This is a genomic window from Herbiconiux flava, assembly GCF_013409865.1.
Taxonomy (GTDB): domain Bacteria; phylum Actinomycetota; class Actinomycetes; order Actinomycetales; family Microbacteriaceae; genus Herbiconiux; species Herbiconiux flava.
The window spans coordinates 38,757-60,329 of the sequence record NZ_JACCBM010000001.1 but is presented as its reverse complement, the minus strand read 5'-3'; the positions used below and the strand labels follow the sequence as shown (position 1 = coordinate 60,329).

Here is a 21,573-nt window from a genome sequence, read left to right as displayed (position 1 = left end):
CGCTTCACGCGGTGATGGTGGTGGCCGCAGGCGTGTAGGTGCCCGTCTGCCACCCAGTGCGCTTCGCAGTGACCGTCACCGTGATCTTCTTGCCGACATCGGACGACCGCACCTTGTAGCTCGTTCCGGTCGTCCCGTTGGCCACCCCGTTCGTGAACCAGGCGCAGCTGGTCGATTGAGCTGCCGGCGTCCAGGTGCCGCGTGTCACGGTCAAGGTGCCGGCGGGCTTCGCCGTGCCGGACACCACCGGTGCGACCGAGGGCACGAGTGCTGCGCCCTGTGCGACCGGAGCGGTCGGTTCCGAGGTCGCCGAGGCATCCTGGTAGCCGGCGCGTTTCGCAGAGACGAGCACGCTCAACGCGGCGCCCGCATCGGCACTGACCACGTCGTACGTGCGGTAGGTGCGGTTCGTCGCGCCCGAGATAGGAGTCCCGTTACGAAGCCACGTGAAGGCGAACGTGAGGGGCCCCACGTCCCAGGTGCCGTCATCGATCGTCAGTCGCTGTCCGACCTGGGCGGTGCCGCCCACCTTGGGCAGCGCCGTGTTCTTCGGGGCGGGCAGGGCGCCCGGTGCCTCCGTGGAGGCCGTGAATGTGTTGCCGGAGGCACCAGGATCCTCCGTGAACGGAGTGGTGACGTTGCTGCCCAGCCGGATGCCCGTGACGGAGTTCCCGCTCCCGCGGAATCGCACACCGGTGGCCCCTCCCGCGACGATCGACCCACCGGTCACGGTGGACCCTGACGCCAGTACGATGTTGACGCCGTAGCAGTCGCGGATGTCGAGGTTGGACGCGATCACCGGCGCATCGGCCAGAAGAGCCACGCCGGACGGCTTCAGGTAGCTGATGACGGTGCCGTCGATGACCGGAGCCACGGCGACGAGCGGATTGACCGAGATGCCGGGTCCGGCACTGCCCGTGATCGTGCCGCCGATCACCCGCGTGCTGTCGGCGCGCACCTGGACACCACCGCGTCCCCCGGTGATGTGCGGAACGATGGTCGTGTTCCAACCGAGCCGGTGGGTGTCGACGGACTTGTCGGAGCAGTCGATGGCCACCGGTTCGAAGCGGCAGTCCTCCGGCTCGCCGGCCGCGCCCATGACGCTCACGAAAGGACCGACGTTCGTGGTGACGGCGTGCCGCGCCCGGCTGATGGTGCCGCGGACGGTCAGGCCCCGCGTGGCGCCGGCGACGTTGACGCCGTAGCCGAAGCGGCCGTTCGCTTCGTCGTCGGCCAGGTCGCGGATGGTGCAGTCGATGAGTCCGTTCCGGCAGTTCGCCACGAGCACCCCCGTGGCTCCATTGTCGTGGAGGTCGACGCCGATCAAACGGGGGTTGTCCGTGGCGAAGAAACGCACGAGCGGTGATGTGCTGCTGAGAGGCGAGGAATGCAGGATCTCGCCGGCCCCGGTGATGGTCAGACTCGGTGCCAGGCTGACCAGGGCGGTGCGCGGTTTGATGGAGATGGCGCGGGGGAGTGCTTTGTCGAGTTGCACGGTCGTGCCGGAGGCACTCGTCACGCGCCGAAGATAGCCGTAGCGGTCGCCAGTGCCCGAGAGTCCGTCGTCGCCCGCTACGAGCAGGTACTCGTTGGCCTTGTACTTCGCAGCGTCCTTCACCGTGATCGCGGTCTTGCCCTTGGCCATGGTGGCCGGGGTCTGTTCCCGGTAGACGATGGTGCCGGTTCGAGACAGGGCCGGATGATCGCCCCTGACCTTCAGTCGGCTGCCGGCTGTCACCTCCAGTTGAGTGACCGCTGGTGGCACCTCGATGACCGAGTCCAAGAAGTAGTCACCGGATAGGACGATGGCCCCGGATGCGGATCGGAGGTATTCGATGATCGCCGGGGAGGCATCGGCCGTCGTCCCTGACAGCGCGGCCAAAGCGGGTGTCTGCGGGCCTCCGGCGGCCATCGCCTTCTCGATGGGCACCCCGGCGACGAGACTGAACGCCCCAATCCCAGTTGCACCGAGAAATATGCGTCGCGAGAAATTCGGCATGGTCGAGACCCCCAAAGTCTCCAGTGAGGCACCCAGAGCCTCATGATGCCTACCAACATAGCCTGCCCGACACTGCGATGGTCGAGAATTATTCGGTTTGGCGGGTCAGTCGATCCTCAGCGACGGCACAGGCAGAGAGAACATGTCTCGAAGGGCGGTGCGGGCCGCGTAATAGCCGCAGAGACCGTGGACTCCGGTAGCAGGGGGCGTCGACGACGAGGCGAGGTAGACGCCCCGCGCGGGAGTCCGCCATGGTCGGGCCGAGACCACCGGGCGGGCCAGCATCTGCCGGATGGACAGGGCCCCCGACGAGATGTCCCCTCCCACGAAGTTCGGATCGTAGCGTTCCACCTCCGCCGCCGACATGGCGGACGAAGCCTCGATGACGTCCCGGAAACCCGGGGCGTACCGCTCCACGGCGTCGGTGACCACCGCGGTCGGGTCGAGGGTCGACCCGCGGGGCACGTGGATATAGGCCCAGAGCACGTGCTTGCCGGCCGGTGCGCGGCTCGGGTCGAGAACTGTTGGCTGGGAGACCAGGACGTAGGGGGCCGTCGCGTGCTCTCCGCGCGCCACCGCGGCCTCGGCGCGGGCGAGTTCCGCTCGAGTGCCGCCCAGATGGAGTGTCCCCGTCCGACGCGCTTCAGGGTTAGCCCAAGGAACGGGAGCGGACAGAGCGAAGTCGACCTTCGCGATGCCGTCGCCGAACCGGAACCGGTCGAGGCGCGACCGGTACGAGTCGGGCAGGGCAGGGCCAGCGATCCTCTTCAGAGAGGCCGCCGACACGTCGAGCAGTGTCGCAGTGCTCTCCGGCAGGGATCGCAGGTCGTCGATCTCGACGCCCGTGTGCACGACGCCACCGTGGGCTTCGAGATCCTGTCGCATACTGTCGATGATCGACTGGCTGCCGCCCACCGGGATGGCCCAGCCCCGGGCGTGGGCGTGAGCGGCGAGCACGAGTCCTGCTCCGGACGACGCGAGCGAGGGCATCCGGCCGATCGTGTGTGCAGAGACGCCGCTGATCATGGCCGGTGCCGTGTCGCCCCGGAATCGCAGGTTCCAGGCGGGGGAGCCCTGCTCGAGGGTTCGCAGGCCGAAACGGAGGGCGGTCACCGGGTCGCGCGGCAGTCGGAGCAGCTGCGAGCCTGTGAAATCCGTGACGCCGTCGATGTGCTCGACCAGCGGTCGCATGAGGTGCCGCCACGCGCCGCCGTCTATGCCGAGTTCGTCGACGGTCTGGTCGAGGTCGCGATAGGCGACGCCGGCAGTCGTACCGGCGAGCGGATGCACGTACGAGACCTCTGGCACGAGGAACGGGATCCGGCGCGAGAGCTGGAAGGCCCTGAAGAACGGCGATGCCAGGCCCATCGGATGTACGGCCGAACCGACATCGTGGAGAAAGCCCGGGAGCGTGAGCTCCATCGTGCGGGCACCGCCACCCAGGGTCGGGGATCGCTCGTAGAGTTCGACCGAGAGCCCGGCTCGCGCCATCGTCACGGCCGCGGCGAGACCATTCGGTCCGCCGCCGACCACGGAGACGTCAGGCATCTCCCCAGTATGTCATCGGCTCAGGCCAGGCTCGCATTGGCCAGACGATAGTCTCGACGCACGAGCCGTCACCTCGGCGGCATCATTCGATCGCTCATAAAGGGAGTGCAGCCCGTGAAGAGAGAATCGCCCGAAGAGAACGCCTACAGCTCGGAAGACCCCGAGATCGAAGAGCTGATCCTCGAGGAGGAGCTCTACGACGATGAGGGCCTCGGCGACATCTCGAGCAACGGCTGACGCGTCCTGACCGCCTCCACCCGCTCCAGTCGGCGTCTTGGCCTGATCGTGGCCGCCGCGGCGGCCGTCTTGACGATCGTGCTCGGCGCGGTGACCACCTGGGCGTACGCGTTTCCGCGCATCGACCAACCGACCAGGTCGGACGCCGTGCTGGTCCTGGGCCCACCGACCGTGCAGCGGCTGCGTGTCGCGCTGCAATTGGTGGACGACGGCGTAGTGAATCAGATCGTGATCTCGGTGCCGGCGGACGTTCGGGATGACGACGAGCACACCCTCGTGCGCGATCTCTGCCGAGGCGACACCGACTACCCCGTGGAGTGCATCACACCTGACCCGTTCACAACCCAGGGGGAGGCTCGGCTCGCCTCTGAGCTCCTCACCGAAGAGGACTGGCGCTCGATGATCGTCGTGACATCCATCACGCACATCAGCCGAGCTCGCATGCTCTTCGACCGCTGCATCCCGGGCTCGGATGAAGGCCATCGAGTCGCATTCGTCTCAGATCACCGGGACTACGACCTCGGACGCTGGGTCTCGGAATACGTGTATCAGACCGGCGCCTGGATCAAGGCGATCATCTCGCCGGACTGCTGACACTCGACGCGAGTGTCAGAGGACCTTCTTCGCGAGGGCGGCAGTGAGAGTGCCGGTTCCGATCTGGTCGACCTCAGCAGCGACGGCCAGTCCGCGCTGAGAGACCTCCCGCGTGATCTGCAGCTGATGATCGTCGACGTGCTCGCGGTAGCCTCGCCGGCGAGGTACCACCAGGGTCGGGCGCCGCATGTCGAGCAATCCCATGATCGTGCCGACGCCAGCGTGGGTGATCACGAGATCACTCTCTGTGGCGGCCGCCTCGAACGCCGTGGACGACATCTCGATGTGGACATCGCCCGGGAGGTCAGTACGGGCCGTGGAACCGAGCTGCCAGGTGAACCTGGTCTCGGGAGGGGCCACGGACACCAGCCTGTCGACCAGGCGATCGAAGCGATAGGGATGGATCGTCCCCAGGGTGACGAAAATGGAACGCGGCGGTTGCGTCGGCTTCCACGTCGGATCCGAGGCGTAGGCATCCAGAACGGAGAACTCCTGCTTCCACTTCCGGGCGTCGTACCCGGGGTGCTGGCAGTAGCGCTCGATTCGCGGGACGCGCTGGAGGATGCGTCCTGTGAGCGAAGGGCCGTCGAAGCGGGAGACGCTCTCGATGTAGATCGTGCGCAGCCCGCGGTGCTGAGCGACGAGGTGAGAGGAAAGGGCGATCGCCGCTCCGGTGCTCACGACCGCGTCGAATTCCTCCTCTGCCAGGATCTCGCGAAAGGTCTTCGCTCCACCGAGAACGCGGCGTGCATCGCGCGGTGCGATGTACGGAATGAAGCGATGCCTCTGATCGGCCAGCATGGACCTGCTCTGAGGCTTGTCGAACGTGACCCACAATGAGTCGTCGGCGGGTTCCATCAGCTCCGCCAAACGGTGCAGCTGCGAAAGATGGCCTCCGGTCGACGCGGCAAGCAGTAGCTTCTTCCCGCGCAGACTGTCTAGCGCCTGTGACAAACGGTCTCCCCAAGTCGGATCGCCCGGGCTGCTCGGGTGAAGCGCCTCGGCGAAGAATTCCACGATGTCAGTCGTGTCAATAGACACGATGTCAGTCGTGTCAATAGAGCAGACTACCCCGATGCACTGGCCCGGCCACTGGTCGTCGCTTCGGACATCGTGCGTGCACCTGCTAAGAATGGATGGGGCAGCATCTGCGAAGCCCGTCCATTTATGAGGAGAACGACTCTATGAAGATGTCCGTTGTCGGCTGCGGCTACCTGGGGGCCGTGCACGCGGCTGCGATGGCGGAATTGGGGCACGAGGTCATCGGCATCGATGTCGATGAGCGGAAGATCGCAGCTCTGGCGGTCGGCGAGGCCCCATTCTTCGAGCCCGGTCTACCGGAGATCCTCACATCCGCCAGCTCGTCGGGCCGGCTGACGTTCTCGACCTCGATGTCGGCAGCGGCTGAGGCGACCGTGCACTTCATCGCCGTGGGAACCCCGCAGAAGCCGGGTTCCTACAGCGCCGACATGACTTTCGTCGATGCGGCTCTGGACGCACTGCTCCCGTATTTGAAGGCGGGCGACCTGGTCGTCGGCAAGTCCACGGTTCCCGTGGGCACGGCCGCGCGCCTAGCGGCCAAGGTGCGCGCAGCGGTCCCGGGTGCCGACCTGGCGTGGAACCCCGAGTTCTTGCGGGAGGGGTTCGCCGTCAAGGACACGATCTCACCCGACCGCCTCGTCTACGGCGTCTCCGACGACCCCAAGACGGCGCAATGGAGCCAGGCGGTTCTCGACGAGGTCTACGCGACGGCTTTGAGCGAGGACACTCCGCTGGTCGTCACGGACTACGCGACGGCCGAGCTCGTCAAGGTCTCGGCGAATGCTTTTCTAGCAACGAAGATCTCGTTCATCAACGCGATCGCCGAGATCGCGGAGGTCACCGGAGCGAACATCACTGAGCTGGCCGACGCCATCGGCTTCGATGCGCGCATCGGCCGGCGATTCCTCAACGCGGGCATCGGATTCGGGGGCGGTTGTCTTCCGAAGGACATTCGCGCTTTCGGAGCTCGCGCCGAGGAGCTGGGCCGCGGCGAATCGCTCGCCTTCCTCAAGGAGATCGACGCCATCAACCTCCGTCGTCGTCAGAGAGTCGTCGACCTCGTCGTGGAGATGCTCGACGGACAGGCCTTCGACAAGAAGGTGGCCGTGCTGGGATTGGCGTTCAAGCCCGACTCCGACGACATCCGCGATTCGCCCGCCCTCGACATCACGGTGCAGCTGCACGGTCTCGGTGCGATCGTGAGCGCCACTGACCCCGAGGCCATCCAGAACGCTCAAGGCAAGCATCCGCAGCTGCACTTCGTTGCCGACGCCACCGAGGCCGTGCGCGATGCCGACATCGTGCTGCTGCTCACCGAGTGGCGCGAGTACCGTGATCTGGTCCCCGAGGACCTTGCCGATCTCGTGGCGGACAAGAAGATCGTCGACGGCCGCAACGTGCTCGATTCCCGGGTCTGGCGAGAAGCGGGATGGGACTACAAGGCCATGGGCCGCCCGTAAGAGTCACGGGTCGCCCCTTCGCCTCGTGGGTCTCGCGGTTCGCTCAGGATCGCCCGGGCCCGGCGCAATACACTGTCGAGGTGACCGACGAAACCTACCGACGCCGATCTGACCGCACCGCCCCATCGCGACGGAAGCGGCGTCGACGTTGGCCGTGGGTGGTCGGGGGTGTGGTGCTGCTGCTCGTGGTTGTCGGTGGCGCGGCGGCCTGGGTGGCCTCGAGCGCGCTCACGGTCAAGAGCGAACTCGAAGCGGCCCAACCGCTCCTGTCGTCGGTGAAGGAGAAGGTGCTTGCCGGCGAGGCGGGGTCGGCGCAATCCGAGGTCGACGAGCTTGCCGAGCACACGACCGCGGCGAAAGACGCCACCGCGAACCCGGCTTGGGCGATCGCCGAGGCTGTGCCCGGTTTCGGCCAGAACCTGTCGGCGGTGCGGATCGTGGCCACCAGCGTGTCAGCCGTCGTCGACGACGCGGTCGTTCCGGCGGTGGCTCTGGGTGACAGCCTGTCGCCGGCAGTGTTCAAGCCGGTCGACGGTGCGGTGAATCTCCAGGCCATTCGGGACGTGCTCCCGGTGATCGACAGCGCCGGTTCGGCTCTGACGCAGGCGAAGAGCGACATCTCGACGATCGACTCCGATGCACTGATCGGGCCGGTGAAAAACGCCGTCACGCAGATCGATTCACTCGTCGGAGACGTCGAACCCGCGATAGCCACCGCGAAGGAGCTCGCACCGGTTCTTCCCGGCCTCCTCGGTGCCGACGGACCTCGCAACTACCTGCTCATCTTCGAGAATTCCGCTGAGGTGCGGCCGCTGGGGGGCATCGCCGGCGCGCAGATCCTGGTGACAGCCGACCAGGGGCGTGTCAGCATCACTCAACAGACGTCGGGTCGTGAATTCGACTTCGAGTCGGAGGAGTTCGCGAACAGCCACGTCTCGAAAGAGGACCGAGCGCTATTCCTCGTGCCGTTCGGCCTGCAGAGCCAGAACAACACCTTGACCCCTCGTGTGGAGGTAGCCGCAGACCTCACCCGCTCGATGTGGGGAAGTCAGCGCGGCGTGACCCCTGACACGGTCATCTTCATCGACCCGACCGCGCTGACCTACATTCTCGAGGCGACCGGCTCGATCGATCTCGCCGACGGCTCGAAGCTCACCTCCGAGAACGCCATTGACTTGCTGCTGAATTCTGTCTATCAGACCTATTCTGACGACCCGGACGCTCAGGATGCCTTCTTCGCCAGCGCTGCGGGCGAAATGTTCAGTTCAGTGATGAGCGGAAACGTCGACGTGCCAAAGTTCGTCTCCGCCGTGCAGCGTGCCGGCCAGGAACGGCGCATCCTCGCGTCGAGTCTCGACGAGACCGTGCAGGGCCTGATCGGCGACGCGGGTCTCGCAGGCCGTCTGCCCCAGAGCACCGACACTGCCCATGAGATCGGCGTCTACTACAGCGATTACCTGGGATCGAAGATGGACTACTACCTCCGCTCGACGATCGAGGTCGGCCAAGCGCAGTGCGCGGCGGGCAACCGAATCGTCCGGGTGCACGTGACGGCCACGAACATCCTCGATCCTGCCGCGGTCGAGGGCCTGTCTCCGTTCATCACCGGCGCCGGCGGAAACGGGTTCAAGATCACGCAGGGTGACCTGCGGGTGTTCACCTACGTCTACGCACCCGTGGGGTCGACCATCGCGAGCATCACTGGTTCCTCCGATCAGGAGGCGGCGTTCACCGGCGTCGACAAGGAGTATCCGGTGGCGCGAGGCGTCATTCTGGCGGCACCAGGCGAGAGTCAGACCTCCACAATCGACATCGATGTGTCGGCGCTGCCCGAGAAGAGCATCCAGACGCTGGTCGGGCCGATGCTAGCTCAGCCTGAGGTGAAGGAACTGGCCTTCACCTGCTGATCATGGGGGCTGGTCCCCGCGTCATCGCTTGCGGCGAGATATCCCGGCTCGCCGGCCCAGGTCGCTGACGGCGATTCGGAGCAGCCCGCCCGTTCCGTTCCGCAGACGGGTGACTCGCGCTAAGAAGAGAGCGCGGGTGGTGTCTGGCACGCCGGGATGATCCTGTCGATAGAGCTCGCGGGCCGGCCACAGCACCTGCGCCAGCTCTCTCGGCCAGGCCCGCTTAGGCGTGCGCAAGAAGTAACTGAACCATTCGCCGGTTCGAGACGGATGCGCGACCCGGCGGTTCCAGGCAGCAAGAGCACCCGTCGGCGTGCGTGGGCCCTCGACCTGTTCGACCCGGAGACGCGCGAAGAGCGGCGCGAGCGTTTCCGAGCTGCCCGTGCGGGCGGCCAGCTGTACCAGCGCGGCCGTGACCGCCGGATGCGCACGGAGGTGCTCAGCCAGAAAGTCAAACTCCGTGACGTTCCGATCGCTGTGCATCCATCGCAAGGCGTGCAAGGCGACAATGGCTGACGCAGCCGCGGCGTCGGTGCCGACAACCGGCTGGCCGGCGACCGTGAACTCCCGGCGATGCGCCCACAACTCGTCGAACACCCTTTGGGCGGGGAGTAGGAACCCGGGGAAGTAGCGATGCACGTCGATGTCGACGGGCCATTGATCGTTTATCAGCGTCATCGAGTGTTCCTCGAGGCGATCGAACAGCCAGAGATGAACGCGTTCGTGCCACCCCCGGCGGCCCAGGGCGTCGATGAGCTCCTCAAAACCCGCGGGATCGACGAGCACGTCGACATCGGCGGACGTGCGGGAGGGCCGCAGCCGGTGCTCCTCCGCGATGAGACCCTTAATGACGACCGCTCTGACTCCTGCTGACCGCGCGATGTATGACACCGACGCACACGCAAGAGGAATGGCGTGGGTGCCGGTGAGGGTGGCCGTTTGACCGACTCGTGCGACCTCGCCCATTTCGGTCATAGCGTCACGATATCCCACCCGGGTGGGCCTGGTGATCGGGTTATTCAGGAGGCCGCCGATCCTCAGGCGCCTCGAAAGGTACACTGGTCGAGTTGGGCCGATGAGGCCATTAGCGGTGGGGAAACACGGGGCGCTCGATTCGCTCCTCGCGGAGATAGAGGAACTGATGGAGCTTCGGTCGTACCTGCCGATTCTGCGTGCCCATTGGGTGGCGATGACGCTGCTAATCCTCCTGGGAGGCGCTGCCGGCTTCGGCTGGGCCCTCCTGCAGCCCAAGGTTTACACCGCCGATGCGAGCGGTTTCGTCTCTGCGGGGAGCAACGCAGATACGGGCAACGCACTCGTCGGAGACAACCTCGCTCAGTCGAAGGTGAAGTCGTACATAGATATCGGTACTTCGCGTGCGGTCGCTCAGTTCGCCATCGATGACCTGGGTCTGACTGACACTCGCCCGGAGCAGCTCGTGGGCAGAATCGACGTAGCGAATCCAATCGACACGGTGCTCCTGAAGGTCAGCGCGGAAGGGTCTACTCCGACGGAAGCGCGTGACCTGGCCGAGGCGTGGCTCCGGGGCATTGCGCAGCAGATCCAGGTGCTGGAGAACCCCAACCAGGATCCCGCCGCCGGGGACGGCGTCGTGCAGCTCGTGCCATTGGATTCCGCGGTGCTGCCCTCCTCGCCCACCTCGCCGAACACCAAGCTCGCGATCGCGATAGGTCTCCTCCTTGGACTCTCGCTGGCAATCGGATACGCGGCTGTCCGTCACACCTTCGACCGTCGGATCCGCTCGGCGGAGGCGGTGGAACGGGAGACCGGACTCGCGGTCATCGGTTCCATTCCAATAGACAAGCGTTTCACCGATGTCGACCGCCTCGTTTCTATGGACGGGGCGACGGACTACTCGAACAAGGCCGACGACGACGTGGCCGTGGCCGAAGCCTTACGCGAGGTTCGGACCAACCTGCAGTTCATGGACGTCGACAACCCGCCGCGAGTCATTGTCGTAACGAGCCCGCTCCCAGGCGACGGTAAGTCGACGACCATCGCCAACCTGGCCATCGCCCTCGCGGCGGGAGGTCAGAGAGTGGTACTCGTCGACGCCGATCTCCGCCGGCCGACCGTCTCGAAGACTTTCAACCTGGTGGATGGCGCAGGCCTCACAGACGTACTGTCCGGTCGCTCGGGAATCTCCGATGTTCTCCAGTCATGGGGTACCTCAGGCCGCCTCGCGATCCTGACTGCTGGAAAGACTCCACCCAACCCGAGTGAACTCCTTGGGTCCGAGAGGATGCACACCCTCCTCGCCGAGCTAGCGCAGCACGCGATCGTTCTGATCGATGCCCCGCCATTGATCCCCGTGACCGACGCGGCGATCCTCTCGCACAACACCGACGGTGCTCTTATAGTCGCCAGCATGGGCAAGACCTCGTACGAGGGTATGAATAAGGCCCTGCAAAACCTGAAACGGGCCAATGGTCGCCCGCTCGGAATCATCCTCAACCGGGTGCCCCGCCGAGGCGCCGGGTCGATCTACGGGTACGGGTACCGAGGCGATTACGCGCGCGCCGATCCTCCGGTGGATGCGATCGAGCCGCAGGTAGCCGTCCTTCCCACCCCGGGTGTGTCTGGCGACGTCCCTGCAGCGTCATCGACCTTCCCGGAGGCGGCGCCACCCCTCACCCGCCGCGAACTCCGCAGGCAACCAAGTCTCTAGGATTTTGAGCCATGATCGACGATCTTTTCGGAAAACCCACGCCTCCCCCCGGCCCCCCAGCGATTCTCTTCGTCTGTACCGGCAACATATGTCGTTCTCCGCTAGCTGAAAAAGTGCTTCGTGCCCGTTTGGCGGCAACTGCGGGTGACGGACTCGATATCGCGAGTGCCGGGCTCCAAGGGGTAGTCGGAGCGCCGATGGATACTCTCCCCAAGAAGATAGCGGAACGAGCCGGAGCGATCCCCGACCACGCGGCGCGCCAGATCACCCCGAGCATTCTCCGTGCGTCGACTCTCGTCATCACAATGACGCGTGAACAGAGATCCGAGATCGCTCGAGAGTTCCCTTTCGCACTCAAGCGGACCTTCACTTTGTCGGAGTTCGTCCGAATCCTGGACGAGCACCCGGTTGAGGTAGCTCTTCCCGATCAGGTTGCAGGCCGCAGTTTGTTCGAGACGGTGCTGGATGCATCCCGGTTCCGGAGCATGGTAACGCTCTCCGATTCCGACGACATCGAGGACCCCTATCGACGGTCGGATGAGACTCACGAACGTGTGGGCTCGCGGATCATCGGGCTCGTCGACCAGATGGCACTTCAGATTCGTTCTGCGTCCTAACGGCAATGAAGCCCTCGCACGTGCTTATAGGCCTCGTGAATGACCTATGGCGGCCTCCGGATCGATACCCCGGTCGGCCTGACATGGTCGGGGCCGAGCGTTGGGTTAGATCAGGCCTGCTGTGGAACAATGACAGCGAAAGTGCAGGCACGGTCTGAACTGTGGACTGATCGGTCTGGCCGCATTGGCTGACGGTGAGAGGTGTTCCGCATGACTCTTGAGGATTATATCCGCGTGCTTCGCAAAGGTTGGTTGATCATAGCGATGACCGCCCTTCTTGGTGTCGCGGTCGGGGCTGCGTCAGGCATTCTTGCTACTCCGATGTTCAAGTCGGTGACGAACATCTTCGTCTCCGTGCAGAGCACCGGTGCTTCCAGCGCGGGCGAATTGGTGCAGGGGAACAGTTACGCGCAGCAGAAGGTCCAGTCCTATCTCGCGATCGTCGGGAGCCGCTCGGTACTCAGTCCCGTCATCGAGGAGCTCCAACTGGACACGACGCCAGCAGAGCTCGCTCAACGAATTTCGGCGTCCTCACCAGTAGGCACCGTCATCATAGAGATCGCCGCGACCGATCGTGACCCGAGGCTGGCAGCAGAGATTGCAAACGCAACTGCGAGCAGTTTGCAGAATGTGGTGGTCGAGTTGGAGCAGCCATCCGGTGGGGGCCCGAGTCTGGTGAAAATCCAGACCGTCCAACCTGCGGAGCAGTCAATCTCCCCTGCGAGCCCGAATCTGCCCTTCAACATCGCCCTCGGCGGAATGGTGGGGTTGGTGGTCGGTGTGGCGGGAGCGGTCCTTCGGTCGACCCTGGACACGCGCGTGCACGGACGTCAAGATGTCGAGGGTCTCACTCAGGTGCCGATTCTGGGTGCGACGACTTTCGATGCGGAGTCGAACCGACATCCGCTGATCGTTCACACGGATCCTCGGAATCCGCGTGCGGAGTCATTCAGAGGCCTTCGAACCAACCTGCGCTTCGTGAATATGAATAAAGACAACCGAGCCTTCGTCGTGACGTCTGCCATTCCGGGCGAGGGTAAGAGTACGACGACGGCGAACCTGGCTCTTGCGCTGGCAGAGACGGGCGCCCGCGTCGTGCTCATCGATGCCGATCTCCGGTTGCCCGCTCTCGCGAGTTACATGGGGATCGAAGGTGCCGCGGGGCTCACCGACGTACTCATCGGGCAGGCCGCTCTCGAAGACGTCTTGCAGCATTGGGGAACGAAAAACTTGCTGGTGTTACCAGCGGGTCAGCTGCCGCCGAACCCGAGCGAACTCCTGGGGTCTGACGCCATGGTGGAGCTCCTCGCAGCGCTGAACGACCGCGCCGATTACGTTCTCCTTGACACGCCCCCGCTTCTTCCGGTGACGGACGCGGTCGTCTTGAGCAGTATCACCGCGGGTGCGATCGTCGTCGCAGCTGCTGGAAAGGTTAAGAAGTCCGAACTGACTGCGGCGTTGAGGAACCTCACCCAGACGTCGAGTCGAGTGATTGGGATCGTGCTGACGATGCTTCCCAGCCAAGGCCCGGATTCCTACGGAGCAAGCGAGTACAGCTACTACGGTGGAAGTACTGCGGGGGAATTGATGTCGAAGCAGCGCCGTCGGCGGGGCCGAAAGTAACGGCACGCAAGTGTCCCGTCAGCTCACTCTCGGCTAGAGCGTCGCTACTTCTGAGCGGACGAGGGAGAGTTCGGCGGAGGCCGCTGAGATCGAAGATCTGGTCGTTTCCGCCAGCGTAGCGACGGTCGCTCTGTCGAGACCGGACATCGAGGTGAGAAGCTCGCCGGGTGGAACCGTGGCGAAGCCCAGCCCGACGGGCGAAAGATGACGGTCTATCTTCTCCGTAGCCGCCTCGCACCAGGCAAGCGGGACCACGCCCTCCGTCGCAGACATGATCAGGCCGTGCAGCCGGTCACTCAGCATGACCTGCATGGATCGGTACTCGTCTCGCACGATCCGCTCCTGCTCCACGTGACTTCCGCCGTCGAACACCACCGCACGGCCTCCAAGGTCAGCAGCGAGTTGCCGCGCACAGTCCGAATCACGCTGCACCTGGGCGACCGCGACCACATCCAGTCCTAGACGTTGCGAAAGATCGCGCACCGCTGTCAGCCACTCCGCCGAAGGATAGGGACGATCGAAGCGGAGGGAGACGCCGAGTGTGGTTCGCTCCCTGTCCTGCCCGCCGGGGACGGCTGCGAAGGCCCAATCCGGCATCCACGGTGCTACCTCGAACACCTGAGCGCTCGCATTGTCGCGCCACTTGACCAGATCGACATTGGCGAAGAGGTCGGTGAACACCCAGTCGAGCCACCATCGGCCTTTGTATGGCACGGCGGCACCGAGCCACACGACCTTACCGCCGCGCCTGTGCACAGTCCGAAGCGTCGGGAGCAGAGGCAGGGCCATCAGGGCATAGAGACGTGACAAAGCGAACTCACCAGAATTGATGGCTACCGTGACCGGGCCTTCTTTCGACGCGCGGCGCAACTCCCTCACCCAGGGCAGGAAGCGTCGGTGGACATGCTCACCGGCTTTCAGGCCGAGACCGCTGATGTAGCTATCCGAGGCGTCTCCGACATGCGCAACGACGGGTCCGCGTTGGCGCAACACATTCGCGTACTCCCGCCTGAGGACGGTGTCGCCGACGTTATCGTCTTGACCGAGTAGCCACGCGTAGACAGTGCCCTCGGTTGCCGGTTTTCCTCGCATTGTCACGGCCCTTCCGTAGGAGCTGGTTGCACTGGGTACGGCCCGCCCTGCGAAGGGCATCCAGATGAGATCAGTTCGGGCGGCAGCGATGGGCCCTGTCGTCGACAATCGGAATCCGCAATCGTATGCGGCCGCGGCTAACTCCTTGTCGACGGGACACATTCTAGCTGTTCGGTCATTCCGCCCGCACATGTAATGGCTGTCCTGGGCGATGTACCGTTCCGTTACTATGAACGAGTTGGTGCCCGTTCGCTTGCGTGTCCGGGCCAATCTCAACGGTCAATTCGAGGGGATCCCACCGTGCCCGGAACCGACGAAATGGGCGTGACGATCGACGAGGATCTCACCGTTCTTCATGCCATCAAGCCGCCAGGCCCCGACACGACATTCGCGACCCAGATGCTTCACAGCGCCCCTCCGGGCGTCACCGTGACGTTCTTCGACTGGAAGAACGCGTTACACGGCCACTACGACGTGTTGCACATCCATTGGCCGGAGTTCCTCGTGCGAGGGGTAAGCAAGCGAGACGCTCTGCTCTCCCTGGTGCGTCTCCCGCGGTTGCTGCGCAAGCTCAAGCGGGATCGGATTGGTGTGGTTCGCACGCTGCACAACCTCACTCCGCACGAATCCGGTCATCCACTGGAGGCGAGATTGACCGCTGCGCTCGACGGTCGTGTGCATAAGTACATTGCGCTCAACCCGGTAACGACAATCAACGGAGAAAGCCCCGAGCTGATCCTCCACGGTGATTACGTCGAACGCTTCTCGGTTCATCCGCGAGCGGTTCAGCAACCCGGGCGCGTCCTCTACTTCGGGCTAGTGCGCCCATATAAAGGTATCGACACCCTCATCGATCGCTTCGCGGAGATCGACACACCCGGTCTCAGCCTCCGGATCGTGGGGCGACCTAATTCAGATGCAATGCGGCGGCTCGTCCTGCAGGCGGAGGCCGATGACCCACGCGTGAGCGCTCGGCTCGAGTTCGTGGCGGACAAGGAGATGGTGGCGGAGGTCACAGCTGCCCAGCTGATCGTGCTCCCGTACCGGGAGATGCACAATTCCGGGATTTTGCTCGTGGCTCTCTCTCTCGGTCGTCCGGTGCTCACCCTCGATACCCCGGTCAACCGATCGATCAGTCAGGAGGTGGGCCCGGGATGGATCTGGTTCTATACTGGCGAGCTCTCGAGCGAGATCATCGAGGGGACGTTGGAGGAGGTAGCGGCACTCGACAGACCGGGTGACGCGCATCCGACATTCGACTCGCGCGATTGGGCGAGTGTGGGCCGGAAGCACGGTGACGTCTACCGCAAAGCGCGCGACATGGCCAAGGGGCGGTAGATGGCAGTCGAGGTGGTGCACTGGAATCCCTCGCGACGAGTCCTACCCGGGCTCGTCGGTAAGCTCATCCCGATCCGTCGGCCCGTCAATAATTTTGGTGACCTGCTGGGTCCCGTCATCGTCGACGAGATGGTCGCGCGGCAATCTCTCACCCCACCAGCTAGAGATCGCCGGCTGGTATCGGTCGGCTCGATTATGCGGATGGCCCGCGATGGCGATGTGGTGTGGGGCACCGGGGTCAACGGCAAGACGATGTCAGAGCCATTCACGGCCACGAAGCTCGACGTACGAGCGGTTCGAGGCCCTCTGACCCGTGCCTTCCTTGCGGAACAGGGGATCAAGTCGCCGGCGGTATACGGAGATCCCGGGCTGTTGGTCGGGCACCTCTGGGATCGTCGTGAGGTGGCTCGCGGGGTGGCCGAAGTCGATCATGTGGTCATACCCAACCTTCACGACCATGCGCGGGTGCAGCATCGCAGTGACGTGATCGACCCCACCGCGCCGCTCTGGGAGGTCGTGAAGCGCATCGCAGCGGCCGATTTCGTCGTCGGAAGCTCTCTGCACGGTGTCATCGTCGCGGAGAGCTTCGGTATCAGGGCGCGCCTGGTTCGCTCGTCGACGGAGCCGCTCTTCAAGTATGAGGATTACTACCGGGGAACGGGACGTGAGACCTTCGGGGTAGCCGAGTCGGTTGACGAAGCGCTGTCGATGGGTGGCGAGTCGCTTCCTGATTGGGACCCAGCTCCTCTGATGGCTGCGTTCCCGAGTGACCTCTGGGTCGGTGGTGAATGAGTATCGCTGGTGACGGTGCCGATGACCTCCGGCGTCGCACATCGCACGCGGTGTTCTGGGTCGCGTTGGAGAAATGGGGCGCTCGCGTGACGAGCTTTCTAGTCTTCGCGATTCTCACCCGCTTGATCGCCGTCGAGGATTTCGGGCTGCTGTCACTTGCCACCATCTTCACTGGGGTGCTCCTCGTCTTTGTCGATTCGAGTATCAGCCGAGTGCTGGTTCAGCGGAAGACGGTGACTCTCGTGGACTCCTCGACAGCCTTCTGGACCTCCGTGGGCCTCTCGGTCCTGCTTTACGCACTATTGGCAGCCACGGCTCCCCTCCTCGGGGCCTTGTTGGGTGAACCACGGCTCGGGCTCGTCCTTCAGATCATGGGGCTATCGCTCCCGATCGCCGCCGTCTCGAGCGTGCCTGCGGCGATGCTGGAGCGGGAACTGAAGTTCAAGGCGTTGTCGGTGCGTCAGCTCTCCGGCACCCTCGCGGGAGCCGCCGTCGCAGTGCCCCTGGCGCTCGCAGGTGCGGGGGTATGGGCCCTCGTGGTGCAGACCCTGGTGTCGGTGGCTGTCGCGGCGGTCGTGCTGTGGCTTCGTGGGACCTGGCGGCCTGCTTTCCGGTTTTCCCGGGAATCGCTCCGATCGATGGTCGGGTTCGGCGCTGGATCTCTGGGCATCGATCTGATGACCTATGCGCAGGCGAACATCGACAAGCTCCTGGTGGGCGCGCTCTTCGGACCGACGACGTTGGGTTACTACTACGTCGCTCAGAGAGCGTTAATCCTCCTGAGTGAGCTCATTACTTCGGTGATCGGCCGGATATCCCTGACTACGTTCTCACGCGTGCAGGACGACCTTCCACGCCTCCGGCGTGCGATGATGCGAATGACCTTCGTCACGGCCGGGATTGCGATCATGGTCTTCGGAACGATCGCGCTGCTGGCGGAACAGATCCTCCCATTCCTGGTCGGGGGCGACTGGGGCCCGTCAACCCCCATCTTCCAACTCCTGGCTCCCTCGGCCGCGCTTCTTGCCGTCACCTCGTTCGACGGTCCAGCGCTGCTTGCCCTGGGGGCCGTGCGGCAGTCCTTCCTTCTGTCCCTCAGTCAGAACATCTTCGGCATTCTTCTGCTCCTCGCAGCAGCACCGTTCGGCGTGCTGGCTGTTGCCCTCAGCAGATCGGTGAGAGTGCTGCTTTTCTGGCCGGTTCGGTTGATCGTTCTGAGGCGATACGTGGAGATGCCCGCTTTGAAGTATTCCGGCCAGGTGCTTCGGAGCCTGGCAGCCTTCCTTCCGTCGGCCGCGTTCATCGTCGGCATGCAGTTCACTCCGTGGGCTGAAGTGAGTCAGCCGTTCTGGGCTTTCGCCGTTCCTGTCGCCCTAGTCTCGGCTGTTCTGTATCTCCCTCTCGCGTGGCTCTTCGCTGGTGACGAGAATCGTGCAGCCGTAGGGAGCGTCCTGGGCGACTTCGTACGACGCCGGCCCAAATCGACGTGAAGGGAGTGCATCGTGCAGCTGCACAAATTAAATGAGTCGGGGCTGGTCGACGAACTGCGAGCGCTCTCCGCGTCGAACGATCAGCAGAACATTTTCAATGTGAGCGTGAGGCTGAACGGCTCGAGGTACTACGCGGCGTACCGAGCACGAGTCAACGGCGAGAAGGCTTTTCGGGCATACGCATCATCCAAAGCAGCCGATGGAGGCGGGACGTGGAGTGTCCCTCTCGACCTCACGAACCTGGCCGGCCGATCCGGAGTCGCGCCCGTCGCGGATCCCAAGTTGCTCATCCTGCAGGGCGATATGTACGTCACCTTCAATACTGGCTACAGGTCGAACGCGGACAACGACATCTACCTGTTCCGGCTGACCCCTGAACCAGGTCCCCTTCAGCGGTGCCGGGTAGAGGGGGGCCGCAGCCGCGTCGAAAAGAACTGGGCGTTCTTCGAAGCAGCCGACGAAGGACTCAGGGCAATCTATTCGCTCCACCCATACACGCTCCTCCGGGCGATATCGGGACGTCTTGGGACCGAGGATGAGCTCGTGTTCACGAGGGATCCCATCGCTCCGGTCGCGGGCGATACCCTCGGCGCCTGGTCGATCGGCACCCAGCCACTGGTATTGCCTGACCGGATGCTCTTGATTGCCCACGAGAAGCTCTCAATCGGGCCGAAGCGGACCTACTTCGGCCGGTTAGTGGAGATCAGGGATGACGGTGCAGGGGTGGTGTCGGCCAGAGTGTCTCGAAAACGTCTCGTGCATTCGCTCCGCTCCATGTTGCCCAGACGCGGTGCCCACAACCCGAACTTGCTCTCAGCAACCTATTTCGCGGGCATCAGTCAACACGGGGGCGACATCCTGTTGAGTTACGGCGTCAACGACGTCGCATTCGGAATCGCTACGACATCGGAGGAATCGCTTTGGCGCTGAGGAGCTTCTACTGGGACGGCGCAGATCGATCGAGGAGGCTACTCCGGTCGAGGAAGAGCGCGCTCCGCATTGGCAACGCTGGGGACATCTACAACACCGACCTGATCCGCTACCTGTACTCGACCGACACCGAGAATGTGTCGGACGAGGGGCGCCGACTCCTGCTGGTCGGGTCGATCGTGCACCGGATGCTCGCCGAAGACATCATTTGCGGCGTGGGCACCAAAGGAACGCCCATTCCGCCCACCGATGGGGTGCGCATCCGAGGCGTACGTGGACCATTCACTCTTTCAGCGCTCCGTGATGCGGGCTTCGACATCTCGGACGTACGCTTCGAGCTCGACCCCGGGCTTCTGGTCGGTGAGGTCTTCAAGGACAGGCTCACCACTGCAGTCGTCCCGGGCCGTGTCTCTTTCATTCCGCACTATCGGGACCGCAATCGATTCCGCAGCTCGCGGAAGCTCAGGGTCATCGACATCGACAGCACCGCAGGAGACCTCGTGACGGAGATCCTGAAGTCGGAGTTCGTCTACTCCTCATCACTACATGGGATCATCTTCGCTCATGCGCTGGGTCGTCCGTGCCTGCTCGTTCAGCCAAGCAATCCTGAGCCGGAGGTTAAGTACCGCGACTACTACGCGTCAGTCGGGGTCGAGTGGACGACTCCTGGTGACCTTCACGCCGTTCAGCAGCTGCCGAAGCCCGGTGCGATCGACCTCGGGACCCGGCTCGCCGCGTTCGACTTTCCCTCGGCCCAGGAGCTCGAAGCTGGCGGTCTGCTCACCAGTCAGTAGCCGACCTTCGATCTGGTAAGTTCACACCAACGCCACCGGGTCGGAAGAAGCCGGGTGTGACCTGAGAAAAGGGGAGACGTGTCGACCATCATCGCCATCGTCGTAGCCTTCCTTGGCGCGCTCTCCTTCAGTGCGATCGGTGTAACCATCACCCTGAGCGCTATCATCGTCATCGCCCTCTTCGGGCTCCCTCGGTCGAATCTGCTCGGTTTCGCCGGGCTCAATGCGCCGATCGCGATGAGCGCGATGGTCATCGTCGGGATCGTGGCTCTCTTCGGGCGCAAGGGGAAGAGTTTCCCATTCGCCTTCGTTCCGCTGATCGCCTACCTCCTCGTTCTGATGATCTTGGGCTGGACGAACGTCACAGATTCGACTTGGAGCAGCTTCAACGGTTACGTCGTCGCCGCTCTGGCGTTCGGCGTCGGACTCTACCTCGCTAATCGGCATCAGGAGAGCCCGCGTTTCGATCGGTGGTTCATCTTCTTCTGCTTCGCCGCCGCCGTATTTCAGACTCTGGTGGCTGTGCTGCAGACGCAAGGCGTGATGCTATTTCCTAGCGAGTCGACCACCACCGAATTCACTGTGGGCAGAGCTTCAGGCTCGTTCGGTCACCCCGGTAATCTCGGCAAAGCGATGATCTTCGTAGTCGTCCTCGCGTTGCCGGTCACGAGATCGGTGGACGCGATCGCGCGCCGTCTGGCGATCCTGACGATCATCGTTTGCCTCATTCCAGTGGGTCTCTCCGTCAGTCGTACCAATTTCGTCGTCATGGCGATGGTGTTGGTGCTGTGGGCGCTACTTCTGCCGCGATCCAGCAAGCTCGGAGGGCGACTCGCGATCCTGGGAATCGTTGGTGTAGTGGGTTTCTTGTTCCTCGATCAGTTCATCGTGCGCCTCACGGAGGACCCGGCGGGAGGCGCTCGAGATCACCTTGCTGCAGTGGCGCTGAAGCACATCCCCGACAACTTGCTCATCGGCGTGGGACCCGGCAATTACATTCCCTACTTCGGCCAGTTCGACGCTCTCACCGGCAGTGGCTGGCCGGTGCACAACATGTTCCTGCTGGCCCTGGCTGAGCTGGGCCTCGCGGGTGCGGTGCTCCTCTTTTTTCCATCGATCGTCTTCTCCGTGCGCGCGATTCCAGCCTTCCGCCGCACAGACGAGCGGGGTAGTTATTCTCGGGCGCTGGTCCTCATGACACTGGCAGTTTCCGTTGTGGGGCTCACGAGCTGGGGCATGCTGGGAGGGTCGCTGCTCTATCTGTGGTTCTTCACATTGGGGTATCTGGCGCGTCGAGCATTCGGGAAAGCCGATACGTCGAACCCGGAAGTCATCACTACGTCAGCGGTCCTTCGGACACGCGATCACCTCGCACGCTGATCGGCTCCGAAGGTGAGGAACTCCGGGGCGTCTCGCGACGTC

General features: G+C 63.9%; 18 protein-coding genes. 13 read left to right on the top strand and 5 right to left on the bottom strand.

Translation table 11 applies throughout. The features are described 5' to 3' along the window. Positions 1-4: 4 nt before the first annotated feature. Both BJ984_RS00275 and BJ984_RS00270 read right to left on the bottom strand, forming a co-directional pair. Entirely contained in the window at positions 5-2,014 is a 2,010-nt protein-coding gene (locus tag BJ984_RS00275; protein WP_179546330.1) for a right-handed parallel beta-helix repeat-containing protein, read from the bottom strand. 90 nt (positions 2,015-2,104) lie between these two features. Continuing rightward, positions 2,105-3,547: a phytoene desaturase family protein gene (locus BJ984_RS00270; RefSeq protein ID WP_179546329.1), complete on the bottom strand. Its 1,443-nt coding sequence runs from the start codon at positions 3,545-3,547 to the stop codon at positions 2,105-2,107. A gap of 114 nt (positions 3,548-3,661) precedes the next feature. Here BJ984_RS00270 and BJ984_RS18840 point away from each other — a divergent pair, with 114 nt between their 5' ends. Further along, positions 3,662-3,784 (top strand): hypothetical protein, encoded by a 123-nt coding sequence (locus BJ984_RS18840; RefSeq protein WP_256430671.1) that lies wholly within the window; start codon positions 3,662-3,664, stop codon positions 3,782-3,784. A 78-nt stretch (positions 3,785-3,862) separates the two neighbouring features. Beyond that, positions 3,863-4,378 carry a YdcF family protein gene (locus tag BJ984_RS00265; RefSeq protein ID WP_271206498.1) on the top strand — a complete coding sequence of 172 codons (516 nt, stop codon included), beginning with the start codon at positions 3,863-3,865 and terminating at the stop codon, positions 4,376-4,378. 15 nt (positions 4,379-4,393) lie between these two features. Here BJ984_RS00265 and BJ984_RS19000 read toward each other — a convergent pair whose 3' ends face one another. Further along, positions 4,394-5,395 carry a glycosyltransferase gene (locus BJ984_RS19000; protein WP_179546327.1) on the bottom strand — a complete coding sequence of 334 codons (1,002 nt, stop codon included), beginning with the start codon at positions 5,393-5,395 and terminating at the stop codon, positions 4,394-4,396. Between the two features lie 167 nt (positions 5,396-5,562). On the opposite strand from BJ984_RS19000, the gene BJ984_RS00255 reads away from it, so the two are divergent. Then, a complete protein-coding gene (locus tag BJ984_RS00255; protein ID WP_179549231.1) occupies positions 5,563-6,879 on the top strand; it encodes a UDP-glucose dehydrogenase family protein in 1,317 nt (438 codons plus the stop codon). An 80-nt stretch (positions 6,880-6,959) separates the two neighbouring features. Next, on the top strand, positions 6,960-8,786 hold the full coding sequence (locus BJ984_RS00250) for a DUF4012 domain-containing protein (RefSeq protein ID WP_179546326.1): 1,827 nt from the start codon (positions 6,960-6,962) through the stop codon (positions 8,784-8,786). A 21-nt stretch (positions 8,787-8,807) separates the two neighbouring features. Here BJ984_RS00250 and BJ984_RS00245 read toward each other — a convergent pair whose 3' ends face one another. After that, positions 8,808-9,761: a nucleotidyltransferase family protein gene (locus BJ984_RS00245; RefSeq protein WP_179546325.1), complete on the bottom strand. Its 954-nt coding sequence runs from the start codon at positions 9,759-9,761 to the stop codon at positions 8,808-8,810. A 100-nt stretch (positions 9,762-9,861) separates the two neighbouring features. Here BJ984_RS00245 and BJ984_RS00240 point away from each other — a divergent pair, with 100 nt between their 5' ends. The 3 genes from BJ984_RS00240 to BJ984_RS00230 all read left to right on the top strand — a co-directional run bounded on the left by BJ984_RS00240 (position 9,862) and on the right by BJ984_RS00230 (position 13,715). After that, a complete protein-coding gene (locus BJ984_RS00240; RefSeq protein WP_179546324.1) occupies positions 9,862-11,475 on the top strand; it encodes a tyrosine-protein kinase domain-containing protein in 1,614 nt (537 codons plus the stop codon). Between the two features lie 11 nt (positions 11,476-11,486). Then, positions 11,487-12,092, top strand: a complete 606-nt coding sequence (locus BJ984_RS00235; RefSeq protein WP_179546323.1) for an arsenate reductase/protein-tyrosine-phosphatase family protein — start codon at positions 11,487-11,489, stop codon at positions 12,090-12,092. Between the two features lie 210 nt (positions 12,093-12,302). Then, positions 12,303-13,715, top strand: coding sequence for a tyrosine-protein kinase domain-containing protein (locus BJ984_RS00230; protein WP_179546322.1), 1,413 nt, complete (start codon positions 12,303-12,305; stop codon positions 13,713-13,715). Between the two features lie 33 nt (positions 13,716-13,748). Here BJ984_RS00230 and BJ984_RS00225 read toward each other — a convergent pair whose 3' ends face one another. Next, positions 13,749-14,807: a polysaccharide pyruvyl transferase family protein gene (locus BJ984_RS00225; RefSeq protein WP_246306502.1), complete on the bottom strand. Its 1,059-nt coding sequence runs from the start codon at positions 14,805-14,807 to the stop codon at positions 13,749-13,751. A gap of 300 nt (positions 14,808-15,107) precedes the next feature. On the opposite strand from BJ984_RS00225, the gene BJ984_RS00220 reads away from it, so the two are divergent. The 6 genes from BJ984_RS00220 (at position 15,108) to BJ984_RS18995 (ending at position 21,531) form a co-directional block, all read left to right on the top strand. Further along, complete coding sequence (locus BJ984_RS00220; protein ID WP_179546320.1) at positions 15,108-16,145, top strand: glycosyltransferase; 1,038 nt, start codon at positions 15,108-15,110, stop codon at positions 16,143-16,145. Next, complete coding sequence (locus BJ984_RS00215; RefSeq protein WP_179546319.1) at positions 16,146-16,937, top strand: polysaccharide pyruvyl transferase family protein; 792 nt, start codon at positions 16,146-16,148, stop codon at positions 16,935-16,937. It begins immediately after the preceding gene. Then, on the top strand, positions 16,934-18,427 hold the full coding sequence (locus tag BJ984_RS00210; protein ID WP_246306411.1) for a lipopolysaccharide biosynthesis protein: 1,494 nt from the start codon (positions 16,934-16,936) through the stop codon (positions 18,425-18,427). Before BJ984_RS00215 ends, BJ984_RS00210 begins: the two co-directional genes overlap by 4 nt. A 12-nt stretch (positions 18,428-18,439) precedes the next feature. Then, positions 18,440-19,357, top strand: coding sequence for a hypothetical protein (locus BJ984_RS00205; protein WP_179546317.1), 918 nt, complete (start codon positions 18,440-18,442; stop codon positions 19,355-19,357). Then, positions 19,348-20,151: a polysaccharide pyruvyl transferase family protein gene (locus BJ984_RS00200; RefSeq protein ID WP_179546316.1), complete on the top strand. Its 804-nt coding sequence runs from the start codon at positions 19,348-19,350 to the stop codon at positions 20,149-20,151. Before BJ984_RS00205 ends, BJ984_RS00200 begins: the two co-directional genes overlap by 10 nt. A gap of 78 nt (positions 20,152-20,229) precedes the next feature. Then, the gene (locus tag BJ984_RS18995; RefSeq protein ID WP_179546315.1) at positions 20,230-21,531 is read left to right on the top strand and encodes an O-antigen ligase family protein; all 1,302 of its coding nucleotides are present in this window, start codon (positions 20,230-20,232) and stop codon (positions 21,529-21,531) included. Positions 21,532-21,573 lie beyond the last annotated feature (42 nt).